Genomic DNA, 13,152 nt, shown 5'->3' with positions numbered 1-13,152 from the left:
AGATACTCCTATATTCGGCTCTAATATGTGGTTCACGCCACATCCCGACCAATGTCTGGCAGCACTGGCGCGGCATTAATCAGGTCTTTTGTGTATTGGTGTTGTGGGTCAGAGAAGACGCTTTCGGTATCGCCTTCTTCGACGATCTTTCCGGCCCGCATCACCATAACGCGGTCAGTGATGGTGCGCACGACGCTCAGATCATGGCTGATGAACAGATAAGTCAGATCATAGGCCTCACATAGTTCGGCCAGCAGGTCGAGGATCTGGGCCCGGACCGACACATCAAGGGCCGAAACAGCCTCGTCAAACAAGATCAGTTCGGGCCGGATGATTAAGGCACGGGCGATGGCGATGCGCTGTCTCTGACCGCCCGAGAATTCATGGATATACTTACCAGCGTCATCCGGGCTAAGACCCACCGCTGTCAACATTTCAGCGATCCGGTCCTGCCCCTCGGACCCCATTACAGGAGCATCGAGCAGATGGAACGGTTCAGTGATCAGCCGGGCCACGCGGTGACGTGGATTGAAGCTACCATAGGGGTCCTGAAAGACCACCTGCATCTTGCGCCGCACGGCGAGGTTGGGTTTGTGACCCGAAAAGACAGGCTGGCCATCCAGACGAATGTCACCACCCTGAACTTCTTCAAGGCCCAGAATCGCCTTTGTTAGGGTCGATTTTCCGCACCCCGACTCGCCGACCAGGCCCAGACGTTCTCCGCTATTGAGCGTAAAGCTGACTTGGTCCACTGCCCTGTGGTGCCCCGGTGTATCAAACAGCCCCTTGCGAGGCAGACGATAGTCGCGAATGACATTTGTCACTTCAAGCAAAGGGCGGGATTGCGCGAGTTCGGGCAGGGATACCTGATACCCCGAAGCCTTGAACAGCATACGGGTATATGGATGTTGCATGTGGTGTAGCAGGTGGTCAGTGGCCCCGGATTCGACGACTTCGCCATGGCGCATAACAACAATTTGGTCGGCCATATCCGCGACCACCGCAAGATCATGGGTGATCATCAACAGCCCCATGTCGTATTCCGACACCAGCCCTTTTAGAAGCTTGAGGATTTGCGCCTGCGTTGTCACATCTAGCGCTGTGGTCGGCTCATCCGCGATCAACAGCTTGGGACGCAACGCGATCGCCATCGCAATCACGACACGCTGACGCTGCCCGCCGGACAGTTCGTGCGGAAAGCGGGACAGCGGGAAACGATCCGGCGGTAGGCCAACACGGGTCAGAACTTCCTCCGCCCGGTCTCGCGCCTGTCTGGGCGGCATGGCCTTGTGTATCAGGATGGTCTCCATCACCTGATCGCCGATGGTTTTAACTGGGTTCAGTGCGGTCATAGGTTCTTGGAACACCATACCGATCGCGGCACCGCGCAGAGTACACATATCGTTTTCGTCGCGGTCCAGCAGATCTAAGCCGTTCAGCCGGATGACCCCGGTCGTCTTGGCCCCGTCCGGCAAAAGCTGCATCACCGCGAGCGCGGTCATCGATTTGCCCGATCCGCTTTCCCCGGTCACGGCCACGATCTGACCGGGCGCAATGGACAGATTGACCTGTTTCAGGATGTTCGTGCCGTGAATGGACAGCGACAGGTTTTCGATCTCAAGTAAACTCATGTGCGCGCCACCCTGATCCGGGGGTCCAGCCAATCGCGCAACCCATCTCCCAGCAGGTTCAACCCAAGCACCGTGACAATGATCGCCAGACCCGGAATCAGAGCCAAATGTGGGGAAAAACTGACCATTGTCTGCGCATCTGCCAGCATCCGGCCCCAACTTGGCGTGGGCGGTTGCGCGCCCAGACCGACATAGGACAGGCCAGCCTCAGCCAGAATGCCCAGAGAGAACTGGATGGTGCCCTGAACGATCAGGAGGTTGGCGACGTTAGGCAGGATATGCTCAGCCGATATCCGTGCCGCACCTTTGCCCGAAACGCGCGCGGCTAGGATGAACTCCCGTTCCCATAGAGATAGCGCTGCGCCGCGAGTGATGCGTGCAAAAACCGGGATATTGAAAATGCCAATGGCGATGATCGCATTTATCGCACCAGCACCGAACACAGCAGTGATCAGGATGGCGATGACCAGAGACGGGAAAGCAAAGACCAGATCGTTGCCGCGCATGATCAGCTCGTCCAGCCACGACCCTTTGCGCGCAGCCGCTGTCAGGCCCAAAGGCACGCCCAGCGCCATGCCAATCCCCACCGCCACCAAAGCCACGGCAATCGAGGTACGGGCACCGACCATGATCATCGAGAACATGTCGCGTCCGAAATGATCCGTACCAAACCAATGCAGCACGTTGGGGGGCTGCAGTTTGTCTGGGATGTTCAGTGCGGCGTAGTCATAGGGCGTCCAGACAAATGAAACCGCCGCCGCCAGCAGCACCAGCGAGGACAGACAAGCCCCAAGGATCAGGCTCCGGCTCATGTCCGGCTCCTTAACCTTGGATCAACGGCTGCATAGGCCAGATCGACCAGAAAGTTCACGGTAATGACCGCAAAGACCAGCAGCATTACCACGGATTCCACTACAATCAGATCGCGGGCCGAGATTGCCTGAAACACCAATCGCCCAAGACCGGGCAGATAAAAGACCTGTTCGATAATAATAGATCCCGCCAGCAGGAAGGAAAACTGCAACCCGATGATGGTCAGAACCGGGATCAGCGCGTTGCGCACCCCGTGCCGCCACAGGGCCTGACGACGCGAAAGCCCTTTGGCGCGCGCGGTACGCATGAAGTCTTCACCCAATATATCCAACAAAGACGACCGCATGACTCGCGCCAGAATGGCCGCCTGCGGCAGGGCCAGCGCGATTGCGGGCAGTGTCAGGGAATGCATTCCGGTCCAGAACCCCATAGCCCAGCCTGCGAACCCTCCGGCATTGAACCAGCGCAGGTTGATGGCAAAGATTAGGACCAGCATCATCGCGAACCAGAAATTCGGCACTGCAATGCCCAGCTGTGTTGCCCCCATTACCGTCAGATCGCCCGGTCTTCCCCGGCGCGCGGCAGCATAGATGCCTACCGGAAACGCAATCGCGGTGGACAGAGTTAGCGCATACAGCGCCAAGGGCAGCGAGACCCACAGCCGATCCGCGATCATCTGCGACACGGGCGTGCGATAGGTGTAAGAGGTTCCGAAATCCCCCACCATCATCCCGCCAACCCAATTGAAATACCGCTGCACCTTGGATACATCCAAACCCAACTCGGCCCGCAGAGCGGCAAGCGTATCCTCTTGCGCATTGACGCCCAACATGAATGACGCCGGATCACCGGGCGCTACCTCAATCACGGCAAATATAACGACCGAGGCGACGGCGAGGCTGATCACCAGCGATATCAGTCGTTTGAGGGCATAGCGAAGCATCGAGGCCACGTTAGGGGTGCGCGCCCTCCCGGTCCAGCACCTATGGAACCAGAAGATAGGCAAAAACTGCATAGCCAACGATTGCAGCGTAACCCAGCGGGTAAATCCACTTGATGGCGTAGTTATCCAACTTGCGCGCCCCGGATTCGCGACCCGAGACTTTGAGCCTGCGCAAGGCGACATTGAACACAATCAAAGCCCCGGTCATCAGGAACATGCATTGCAGAACGAAATCCAGAAATGTCAGGTATCCAAGCTTTGGCAGATCAGCAGAAATCGCCCAGTTGAAAGCTACGAATACCAGCAAGTTTCCTCCGGCAATTTCGATCCTTTTGCGGTATTCATCAAGAAAGAACAGTGCCCAGCCAACCGAGATCAGCACCAGCATCGGCAGAAACACCCGAATGACATAGTAGGTCAGATGCCGGTGGCCTTCGAAGATCAGCGCAACCTGATCGCTGTCCTGACCGGAAAGGCCCGTGACCTGAGAGGTTTCAAGCCGCGCATTGTCCAGAATCCACTCTTCTTCGCCCAGCAGGTCACCAAGGCCCGAGAACTCGTTCATCGGATGATAGGACACATATTGGGATGGAAAGATCGAAACGACCTCGAAATGAAACTCCTGTGTGTCGAAAGGGTATTTCCGAAAATCGAAATGTGGGGCCTGTAATGTCAGCGAGGATTTCTCGACATACAACACCCGCCCGTCATATCGCAGAGAGGCGGCGGCTTCGTGAATCCACTTGTTGGATTGTTGGTTGTGAATGACGAATGCTGGTACCACCGTCCCGATCTCAGCGGCATGATCGGCCAGCGCCGGGGGGTTGAAAACCCGGAAATCGCGCCCCAGCTCTTGCCGGTCAAAAGCCAACGCAGGGTCGGTCCACTCAACACGCAGCACAACCACGGCACCGTAGTTTTCGGCCTTCTGGTCAACGGTGGTGATCTGATCGATTCTAATACCGATGCCAACATCCAGCGGGTTCTCTGGCGTCCCGATAGGTGTATCCAACCGACTGTCCAGAATGTTCTGCGCCACAACCGGTTCCACAGTCGTTGCCGCCAGGGCAACGGTCACAAAAACCAGAAACAGGACACGAAACAAAATCATCCTTGGCTCACTCGACAACATTAAATGCAAGGGCCGTGAACCAGCGGCCCCTGCCTTGAGTCACTCGGACCAGCTGATCTGCGTCAGATCGATTGCGGCCGTGGGCGCGTTTTCCCACAGGCCCTGAACTCCAGCCTTGGCCACGCCCAGCTTGGCCAGTTGAAACAGGTACCCGTTGACGTAGTCGTCTGCGATCAGGCGCTGTGCCTCACCCAGCAGACGGGTGCGTTCTTCGGGGTCTGTCGTCGAATTCAGCGTGTCCATCAGTGCCTGGAAATCCGTACTGTCATACTGGAAGTAATAGTCAGGGCGCGCATAGATCCCGATATCCATAGGCTCGGTATGACTGACGATGGTCAGCCCGAAATCCTTGCCCTTGAACACCGATTCCAGCCACTGAGCCCATTCAACGTTGATGATATTGGCCGTGATCCCGACCTCGGCCAGTTGGGCGGCCACAATCTCACCCCCGCGGCGGGCATAGGATGGGGGCGGCAAATGCAGCGTCGTTTCAAACCCTTCTGCATATCCAGCATCGGCCAACATCTTGGCGGCCTTTTTGGGGTCGTAGGCCGAGTTCTCGGTCAGATCGACATAAGCCGGATTGTGTGGCGCGAAATGCGTGCCAATGGGCGTGCCGTAGCCAAACATCGCTCCATCGATGATCGCCTGACGGTCAATCGCGTGGGCCAATGCCTGACGCACTTGGATATCATCGAAAGGTGGCATCTTGTTATTGGTGGACAGAATGGTTTCCCCTTCGGTCGAACCGACAAGCACCTGAAAGCGCGGATCAGCTTCAAATTGCGGCAGGTTTTCTGGCGCAGGGAAGTTGTCGAACACGTCGATATCTTCGGCCATCATGGCCGCAAAAGCCGCCGTCGGGTCCGAGATGAACTTGAACGTAGCAGTCTCTAACGCAGGCTGATCGCCCCAATAGTCCGGGTTGCGATTCAGAGTGATACTGTCGCCCTGCACCCATTCACCAAAGGTAAAAGCGCCGGTTCCGACGGGGTTGGTCTTGATGCCCTCGATGCTTTCGGGCGCGACAATAACCGCATCACCCCAAGCCAGGTTGAACAGGAAGTTCCCGTTTGGCTCAGACAGGATCACCTTGACGGTCAACGGGTCGACCACCTCGATGTTTTCAATCCCGGCAAACAGGGCTTTTTGCGCATTTGCGCTATCCTCGGATCGGGCGCGGTCTAGGCTGAACTTGACGTCCTCGGCATCCATCGTGGTGCCGTCGTGGAAGGTAACCCCATCGTGCAGCTTGAAGGTATAGACCTTGCCATCTTCCGAGATTTCCCAACTTTCAGCCAGACCAGGAACCACCGATCCGTCACCCATAAACCGGGTAAGGCCTTCGAAGATATTGGTGTAAACCACCGAATCGATGGCCTGCGCTGCGGCACTGGTCGGGTCCAGATGCGGCGGCTCTAGTTGCAACGCTATGGTAACGTCGGATTTAGCGAAAACCTGTGTACCAAACAGGCTGGCGCTAACCGCCAGCACCGAAGCAAAGGACCGAAATGTCTGCTTTGTCATGTAAATTACTCCCCACTGAAAATGGAAACCTGCGATTTTTTGGGCCGTACTGCACCCAACTTCCCTTTAAACCTTAGGTCATTCAAGGAAATGTTCGCGCAACCGGGGTTTCTATAGCCCGCTCCCATCTGTTATGCCGCGCTGCAACATGACAACCGGAGGAGCGACAATGAGCGCCACCGCCCGTAAAAAAGCCCCGAATGCGCAGGATATTCGCGCCCGCAAAGGCGGCGAGCCGCTGGTCAGTCTGACAGCCTACACCACGCCGATGGCGCGGTTGATGGATGATCATTGTGATTTCGTTTTGGTGGGCGACAGCGTCGGCATGGTGTTGCACGGGCTGGAATCGACGCTGGGCGTGACGATGGAGATGATGGTGATGCATGGTCAGGCCGTGTCGCGCGGTCTGGAAAGTGCGATGATGGTCATCGACATGCCCTTCGCCAGTTACGAGCATTCGCCTTCCGAGGCATTCCGGAACGCCGCCCGGCTGATGTCCGAAACCAGCGCAGGCGCGGTTAAGCTGGAAGGCGGCGTCGAAATGGCCGAGACCATCCGCTTTCTGGTCAAGCGCGGGATTCCGGTGATGGCGCATATTGGCCTGACCCCGCAGTCGATCAACACACTTGGCGGATACAAGGTTCAAGGTCGCGACGAACAGGCCGAGGCGGTTCTTGCCGACGCCCGTGCTGTGGCCGAGGCGGGCGCATTCTCGGTCGTTCTTGAAAAAGTACCGCAGAAGCTGGCCGATCAGATTACAGCGGAAATCGCGATCCCGACCATTGGCATCGGGGCCTCTGCCGGGTGCGACGGCCAGATTCTGGTTGTCGACGACATGGTTGGCTTTTTCACCGCCTTCAAACCGAAATTCGTCAAACGCTATGCTGAGCTTGGCCCATTGGCCGAAGCCGCCATCGCCGAATACGCAGCCGAGGTGCGCGCCCGAACATTCCCGGCGGACGAACACGTTTTTTCCGATCAGGCCCCGACCAAAGGACCCAAGACATGACCGCCCCAATCTTTCGCCGTCTGGCCGACCTGCGTGCCTTGACCTCGGAATGGACGCGGAAGGGTGAAGAGATCGGCGTGGTTCCGACTATGGGCGCGCTGCATCAGGGGCATCTGTCGCTGGTTGAGGCCGCCAAGGCAGGTTGCGACCGCGTGATCGTCACGATCTTTGTGAATCCCAAACAGTTCAACAACCCCGAGGATCTGGCAAAATACCCGCGCACCGAGAACGAGGATGCGCAGAAATTGGCCCCATACGGCGTTGATGCGATCTATGTCCCGGAACCCGAAGAGATTTACCCGCAGGGCTTTGCCACCACCGTTTCCGTCGCGGGCCTGACCGATGTGATGGAGGGCGAGTTCCGCCCCGGCCATTTCGACGGCGTTGCCACAGTTGTGGCCAAACTGTTCCTGCAAACGCAGGCAGATCGAGCCTATTTCGGAGAAAAAGACTATCAACAGCTGATGATTGTGACCCGAATGGCGCGCGATCTGAACATTCCGACCGAAGTTGTCGGATGCCCCACAGTGCGCGAGCCCTCGGGTCTGGCCATGTCATCGCGCAATCTGCGACTGACGCCCGAGGGGCTGGATATTGCCGCCCACAAAAACCGGATCATGCGGGAATTGGCAGCCGCCCTGAAAGACGGGGCGCCGTTTGATCCTTTGGCTGCTCAGGCCGAGATCGACCTACTGGCCGCGGGCTTCAAGCAGGTAGAATATATTCAACTGCGATGTGCCGAAACGCTGGAACCTCTCACCCACGCAAACCGCCCTGCACGCCTGTTTGCTGCGGCCTGGGCAGATGGCGTGAGACTGATCGACAACATTCCTGTCTGAACGTACTGGCACGTTCGTCATTGTTTGCGCTAAAGTCCCGCAAAACCAAAAGAGGGGGCATGAGGCGTGACCTACATTCTTGCCATTGATCAGGGCACCACATCATCGCGGGCAATTCTGTTCGACGCAGAAATGCAGCGCGCAGGCACCGCGCAGCACGAATTCACCCAGCACTTCCCGCAGGAAGGCTGGGTCGAACACGACGCAGAGGAAATCTGGGACAGCGTCCTGCGGGTTTGCCGCGAAGTTATGGACAGTGTCGGGGTAACCTCTGATCAGATCGCGGGCATCGGCATCACCAACCAGCGCGAAACAACAGTAGTTTGGGACCGCGCTACTGGCGCACCAATCCACAACGCCATCGTCTGGCAGGACCGCCGTACCGCCGAGATCTGCGCGCGCTACAAGCAGGCCGGGTGCGAGGATGACGTGACCGCCCAGACCGGGCTGCTGCTGGACCCCTATTTCTCGGGTACCAAGGTCAAATGGTTGCTGGACACCGTGCCCGGCGCGCGGGAAAGGGCCGAGGCCGGAGAGCTGATGTTCGGCACCATCGACAGCTTTCTGATCTGGCGCCTGACAGAAAGGCGCAGCCACGCCACCGATGCCACGAACGCCGCGCGCACGCTTCTGTTCGACATCCACAAGGGCGAATGGAGCGCCGAAATCTGTGATCTGCTGGACGTGCCGATGAACATGCTGCCCGAGGTGCATGATTGCGCGTCGGATTTTGGAAATACGACCCTGTTTGGGGGAAATATCCCGATTCTTGGTGTTGCCGGTGATCAACAGGCCGCCACCATCGGTCAGGCCTGCTTCCAACCCGGCATGATGAAATCCACCTATGGCACCGGTTGTTTTGCTCTTCTGAACACAGGGGATAAGCCGGTCGAGTCGAAGAACCGCCTGTTGACCACCATCGCCTATCAATTGGACGGTAAAAGAACCTATGCGCTGGAAGGGTCGATCTTTGTGGCCGGGGCTGCCGTGCAATGGCTGCGCGATGCATTGCAGATCATCGAATCCGCGCCAGAAAGCGGCGAGCTGGCACAAAAGGCAGACCCGAACCAGCATGTCGTGCTGGTGCCTGCCTTTACCGGCCTCGGCGCGCCTTACTGGAAGCCGAATTGCCGTGGCGCGGTGTTCGGTCTGACCCGGAATTCAGGCCGTGCCGAGTTTGCCAAGGCCACGCTGGAAAGTATCGCATATCAGACACGCGATCTGTGGCACGCCATGCAGGGCGACTGGGGTGCAGATACCGACGTCATCCTGCGTGTAGACGGTGGGGCCAGTGCATCGAACTGGGCGATGCAGGGATTGTCGGACTACCTTGGCGCCGAGGTCGACAGACCGGTTATGCAGGAAACCACCGCATTGGGCGCGGCCTGGCTGGCCGGTATGCGCGCAGGCGTTTATCCGGATCAACAGGGATTTGCGGAAACCTGGGCGCTGGATCGCCGGTTCGAACCGGAACTCTCCGCCAAAGAGCGTGATGCCGCCTATGACCGATGGAAACGTGCGGTATCAGCTGCGATGGCGTTCTGAGAGGTATGAAGGATCAGCTATGATCCTTCATCAACCGCTGCTTTTGACGTGACCAGTCACGCTTGGCCTGGGTTTCGCGCTTGTCATGGTTCTTCTTACCCTTGGCGATACCGATTTTGATCTTGGCCTTGCCCTTGTGGTTGAAATACAGAACCAGCGGCACCAGTGTCATGCCTTTGCGCTGGGTCGCGTTCCACAGGTTAGACAATTCCTTGCGTGACACCAGCAGTTTGCGCCGACGGCGTTCCTCGTGTTTGAACGATTTCGCTTGCTCATAGGGGGCGATATAGCTGTTGACCAGCCACAGCTCGCCATCATCGACCGAGGCATAGCTTTCGGCGATGTTCGTCCCACCTACACGCAGGGATTTAACCTCGGACCCTTCCAGCATAATGCCACACTCAAGATCGTCCTCGATTGCGTAATCGAAGCGTGCGCGCCGGTTTTCGGCGATGACTTTGTAATTCGGGTCTGTCTTTTGCTTAGCCATGACGCGTTGATCTATGCGGCTTGGGCGGCCCTTGCAAGGCGTAGCCGTCAGGAGGTGGCCGAGATAATCAGATCAGGTCCGAATATCGTGTCGGCGTGATTGTGCAAATAGATCTTGAGCCACGGTGTAAATCGCTCGGGATAGCGCTGCACTTCGGCCAGAAGATCGTGGTAATCGATCCAGCGAATTTCCATGACCTCTTCCGGGTTGGGCTCAATCTTCAGCGGGCCGCGCACATGGGCCAGAAAGATGTCGACCACTTCATGCTCGATCATGTTGTTGCCAACATCAGCGTGATATTCCAACCGGTGACGGTATTCCGGGTAAAGCCCGGTAATTCCCAATTCCTCGCGCAGTCGGCGCACGGCGCAGACAGACGGCGTCTCACCCCAATCGGGGTGGGTGCAGCAGGTATTCGCCCAAAGGCCAGGGGTGTGATATTTTCCTAAAGCCCGACGCTGCATCAAAATTTCGGTCCCGCGCACGACAAAGACCGACACCGCCTTGTGCCGCAGGCCTTTTTCATGCGCCTCAAGCTTGTCCACTGGGGTCAACTCGCCATCAACCCAGGCCGGGATCATGATTCCCATCTGTCGTCTCCTGCTGCCGATCCACCCGAAGGGCCGGAAATTCGAAATTGGCTGCCACCGGGTCGGCTTGGCTCTGCGAATTTATGCGTGAAATGCATGAAAAACCGCGCGCTTTCAAATTGGCGCTGTTCAACGCGGTTATCAAGCGCACGAAAGGCCGCAGGGGCTGCGGCCTTTTGTAACCTCAAACGGTGTTTGGTCTGCGGCTTTATTCGCCAGACACGCTTACGATATAGGCGTAAACATCCTCGGCACCCTTCTTCAGCTTGAAGGTCATTTTGGATTTGGCCGAGGTTTCACCCAGATAATCTTTCAGAAACGCCTTGGGGTCCTTTGCGTATTCAACGAATGTCGTTTCGTCCCAGACCAGACCGTTTTCACCAGCGGCAACGATGCTATCGCCATATTTGAAGTCTTCGACGGTGCCTGCGGTCCGGCCTGCAATCCCATACAGGTTCGGACCGGTTTTACCGCCCTTTACGATGACTTCACCCTCAGAGTCGGCAATCTGGTGACAGGATTTGCACTTGTTAAAGGTCTTCTTGCCGGCTTCGGCGTCGCCTTCGGCATATGCGGGAAGGGCCAGAAGGCCGACGATTGCGGTCGCGAGAATGCGATTCATAGCTTTTGCTCCGATACGAATTGGCTGCACCGAATGGACCGTCGGCGCAAAAAAGAGTCAACGCGCAGATTGCCGCGCGAGGGCACTGTGCCACTGCGGCATATAGGCCGTCCTTAACTTAAGTCATGTAAGCCGGACCAACAGGGTAAAAGATCCCCCGCCGCTGGCGAGGCAAGAAATACGGCCCGCGCGATGGCCCGCGACAGACAGATCGAAGCCACATGACCAAGAAGCCCCAGTTCAGCCTCTGGAAGGTCGTGATTGCCTGTGCTGACGCCGAACACCAGATCGCCATCGCCTGGTGTGTGCGCGGGAATAATCGCCCGCGCGATTCCGTCATGGGCAGCCACCGCCAACCTATGGCATTGCGGCTTGGACAGCGCCGCGTCAGTGGCAACAATTGCGATGGTGGTGTTGGCCTTGTCCGGCTGGGCGGGTCGCATTGCTTTGGCCTTGCGACTGGTCAAGACACGACCAAGACCCGTGTTGGAATCAGGCCCTAATCCTCCGAATTCGTCGCCGATTTCAAACGGAGCGGCCCAGAAATGACGGTCACCCGGCGTGGTGACACTGCCGAGCGGATTGGCAGCAACCAATGCGCCAACCGTGACCCCGTTTTCCATCACAAACGAGGCGGATCCGAGCCCACCCTTTTGCATGGCAGCCAAGGCACCAGTCCCTGCGCCAGCAGTACCCAGATCGAACTGATCGGACGCGCCCTCGAATGCGTGACGCCCCAGCGCGCGATAGGGGTTCTCGGCCCAGGCTTTGTCGCCACCGTTAAGCAGGTCAAACAGGATTGCACCCGGAACGATGGGGACTACGACATTGCCAACCTCAAACCCGCGGTGTTGCGCCCTAAGCGCGTCAGCTACCCCGGAACAGGCGTCCAGGCCAAAGGCCGAACCACCGGACAGAGCGATGGCATCCACGCGCGACACAGATTTGTCAGGTGCCAGCAAGTCGGTTTCCCGCGTGCCCGGCGCACCGCCCATCACGTGAACGGAGGCCGTAAAGGGATTGGGTGCCGTCAGAACGGTTGCGCCGGATTTGAGCGCGTCATCCTGAGCGTTTCCAACCAAAAGACCGGGAACATCGGTGATCAAGTTTCGGGGTCCGGAGGTCATTGCGTCTTCAGATGTTGGAACAGAAGAGCACGCAAGCGCACTGCCTCCGGTCGAGATATTTTTTGCCAATTAAAGAGCGGATCAGATGCAGCGGCCACCGTCGACCTCCAATGCTGTGCCGGTGATCATGCTCGCCTCGTCGGAACATAAGAAACAGGCGGCGTTGGCCATATCCTCGGGTGTCGAGAAACGACCCAGCGGGATGGTCGACAGGAACTTGGCGCGAATTTCGGGCGTATCCTCGCCCATGAAGGACTTGAGCAGGGGCGTTTCCCCCGCAACCGGGCAGATGGCGTTTACCCGGACACCCGATGGGGCCAGTTCGACCGCCATGGTCTTGGTCGCGGTGATCATCCACCCCTTGGAGGCGTTGTACCAGTTGAGATTCGGACGCGGCGACAGGCCAGCCGTCGAGGCCACGTTTAGGATCGCACCGGTACCACGCGATTTCATATGCGGAACCAATGCACGGGCCGTCAGATAGACAGATTTCATGTTCACGTTGAAAACGCGGTCGAAATCCTCTTCGCTCACATCCTCCAGCGGGGTGGGAAGGTGGGTGACGCCGGCGTTGTTGACTAGGATATCGAGATGCCCCAGTCGATCAAAGGCTGCGTCTGCCATCGCCTCAACCGATGCGCCGTTGGCCAGATCGACCTGATGTGCAAAGGCGTTCGGGCCCAGTTGATTGGCTTGAACCTCTGCCGCATCGCCGTTGATATCGGCAATCATGACCCGCGCACCTTCGGACAGGAATTTCCGCGCGATACCGGCACCAAAGCCTGATGCGCTGCCGGTTACAATGGCGGTTTTTCCCTCTAACCTCATGATCTTGTCCTCTTGCAACTGCGCCGGGTCAGAGTAGCGATGCGCCGCAAAGATAC

General features: G+C 57.8%; 13 protein-coding genes. 3 read left to right on the top strand and 10 right to left on the bottom strand.

Annotation, left to right across the window (positions count from 1 at the left end):
• Positions 1-32: 32 nt before the first annotated feature.
• Genes AC2FFP_RS08165 through AC2FFP_RS08145 form a run of 5 tightly spaced genes read right to left on the bottom strand, consistent with a single transcriptional unit; the run spans position 33 to position 6,046 of the window.
• Positions 33-1,631 (bottom strand): ABC transporter ATP-binding protein, encoded by a 1,599-nt coding sequence (locus AC2FFP_RS08165; RefSeq protein WP_496765622.1) that lies wholly within the window; start codon positions 1,629-1,631, stop codon positions 33-35.
• Positions 1,628-2,443: an ABC transporter permease gene (locus AC2FFP_RS08160; RefSeq protein WP_496765625.1), complete on the bottom strand. Its 816-nt coding sequence runs from the start codon at positions 2,441-2,443 to the stop codon at positions 1,628-1,630. The genes AC2FFP_RS08165 and AC2FFP_RS08160 overlap by 4 nt, the downstream gene beginning before the upstream one ends.
• Positions 2,440-3,387, bottom strand: coding sequence for an ABC transporter permease (locus tag AC2FFP_RS08155; RefSeq protein WP_496765628.1), 948 nt, complete (start codon positions 3,385-3,387; stop codon positions 2,440-2,442). The genes AC2FFP_RS08160 and AC2FFP_RS08155 overlap by 4 nt, the downstream gene beginning before the upstream one ends.
• Before the next feature lie 40 nt (positions 3,388-3,427).
• The gene (locus AC2FFP_RS08150; RefSeq protein WP_282170148.1) at positions 3,428-4,498 is read right to left on the bottom strand and encodes a ligand-gated ion channel; all 1,071 of its coding nucleotides are present in this window, start codon (positions 4,496-4,498) and stop codon (positions 3,428-3,430) included.
• A 60-nt stretch (positions 4,499-4,558) separates the two neighbouring features.
• A complete protein-coding gene (locus tag AC2FFP_RS08145) occupies positions 4,559-6,046 on the bottom strand; it encodes an ABC transporter substrate-binding protein (RefSeq protein WP_496880886.1) in 1,488 nt (495 codons plus the stop codon).
• 169 nt (positions 6,047-6,215) lie between these two features.
• On the opposite strand from AC2FFP_RS08145, the gene panB reads away from it, so the two are divergent.
• From panB to glpK, 3 genes are all read left to right on the top strand, one after another.
• Positions 6,216-7,055: a 3-methyl-2-oxobutanoate hydroxymethyltransferase gene (gene panB, locus AC2FFP_RS08140; RefSeq protein WP_496765633.1), complete on the top strand. Its 840-nt coding sequence runs from the start codon at positions 6,216-6,218 to the stop codon at positions 7,053-7,055.
• Positions 7,052-7,894, top strand: a complete 843-nt coding sequence (panC, locus tag AC2FFP_RS08135; protein ID WP_496765636.1) for a pantoate--beta-alanine ligase — start codon at positions 7,052-7,054, stop codon at positions 7,892-7,894. The genes panB and panC overlap by 4 nt, the downstream gene beginning before the upstream one ends.
• Before the next feature lie 66 nt (positions 7,895-7,960).
• Entirely contained in the window at positions 7,961-9,439 is a 1,479-nt protein-coding gene (glpK, locus tag AC2FFP_RS08130; protein ID WP_496765638.1) for a glycerol kinase GlpK, read from the top strand.
• A gap of 13 nt (positions 9,440-9,452) precedes the next feature.
• On the opposite strand, the gene smpB is transcribed toward glpK, so the two are convergent.
• From smpB to AC2FFP_RS08105, 5 genes are all read right to left on the bottom strand, one after another.
• Positions 9,453-9,929 carry an SsrA-binding protein SmpB gene (gene smpB, locus AC2FFP_RS08125; protein WP_058272887.1) on the bottom strand — a complete coding sequence of 159 codons (477 nt, stop codon included), beginning with the start codon at positions 9,927-9,929 and terminating at the stop codon, positions 9,453-9,455.
• Positions 9,930-9,976: 47 nt separating this feature from the next.
• Positions 9,977-10,519: an isopentenyl-diphosphate delta-isomerase gene (idi, locus tag AC2FFP_RS08120; protein WP_496739495.1), complete on the bottom strand. Its 543-nt coding sequence runs from the start codon at positions 10,517-10,519 to the stop codon at positions 9,977-9,979.
• Positions 10,520-10,727: 208 nt separating this feature from the next.
• Positions 10,728-11,141, bottom strand: coding sequence for a c-type cytochrome (locus tag AC2FFP_RS08115; RefSeq protein ID WP_496842185.1), 414 nt, complete (start codon positions 11,139-11,141; stop codon positions 10,728-10,730).
• A gap of 113 nt (positions 11,142-11,254) precedes the next feature.
• Positions 11,255-12,268 (bottom strand): P1 family peptidase, encoded by a 1,014-nt coding sequence (locus tag AC2FFP_RS08110; RefSeq protein WP_496842183.1) that lies wholly within the window; start codon positions 12,266-12,268, stop codon positions 11,255-11,257.
• A gap of 81 nt (positions 12,269-12,349) precedes the next feature.
• A complete protein-coding gene (locus AC2FFP_RS08105; RefSeq protein ID WP_058279346.1) occupies positions 12,350-13,096 on the bottom strand; it encodes an SDR family oxidoreductase in 747 nt (248 codons plus the stop codon).
• Positions 13,097-13,152: the final 56 nt, after the last annotated feature.

It is taken from the genome of Ruegeria sp. YTSC004 (assembly GCF_059609805.1).
The sequence above is the reverse complement of the archived record's forward strand: the minus strand, read 5'-3'. Positions and strand labels throughout refer to the sequence as shown.

Coding starts and splice junctions, on each gene's coding strand:
- smpB (WP_058272887.1), bottom strand. CDS start 9,929: ATGGCTAAGCAAAAGACAGACCCGAATTACAAAGTCATCGCCGAAAAC.
- AC2FFP_RS08105 (WP_058279346.1), bottom strand. CDS start 13,096: ATGAGGTTAGAGGGAAAAACCGCCATTGTAACCGGCAGCGCATCAGGC.
- AC2FFP_RS08115 (WP_496842185.1), bottom strand. CDS start 11,141: ATGAATCGCATTCTCGCGACCGCAATCGTCGGCCTTCTGGCCCTTCCC.
- AC2FFP_RS08110 (WP_496842183.1), bottom strand. CDS start 12,268: ATGACCTCCGGACCCCGAAACTTGATCACCGATGTTCCCGGTCTTTTG.
- panC (WP_496765636.1), top strand. CDS start 7,052: ATGACCGCCCCAATCTTTCGCCGTCTGGCCGACCTGCGTGCCTTGACC.
- AC2FFP_RS08165 (WP_496765622.1), bottom strand. CDS start 1,631: ATGAGTTTACTTGAGATCGAAAACCTGTCGCTGTCCATTCACGGCACG.
- AC2FFP_RS08155 (WP_496765628.1), bottom strand. CDS start 3,387: ATGCTTCGCTATGCCCTCAAACGACTGATATCGCTGGTGATCAGCCTC.
- AC2FFP_RS08160 (WP_496765625.1), bottom strand. CDS start 2,443: ATGAGCCGGAGCCTGATCCTTGGGGCTTGTCTGTCCTCGCTGGTGCTG.
- AC2FFP_RS08145 (WP_496880886.1), bottom strand. CDS start 6,046: ATGACAAAGCAGACATTTCGGTCCTTTGCTTCGGTGCTGGCGGTTAGC.
- AC2FFP_RS08150 (WP_282170148.1), bottom strand. CDS start 4,498: ATGATTTTGTTTCGTGTCCTGTTTCTGGTTTTTGTGACCGTTGCCCTG.
- panB (WP_496765633.1), top strand. CDS start 6,216: ATGAGCGCCACCGCCCGTAAAAAAGCCCCGAATGCGCAGGATATTCGC.
- idi (WP_496739495.1), bottom strand. CDS start 10,519: ATGGGAATCATGATCCCGGCCTGGGTTGATGGCGAGTTGACCCCAGTG.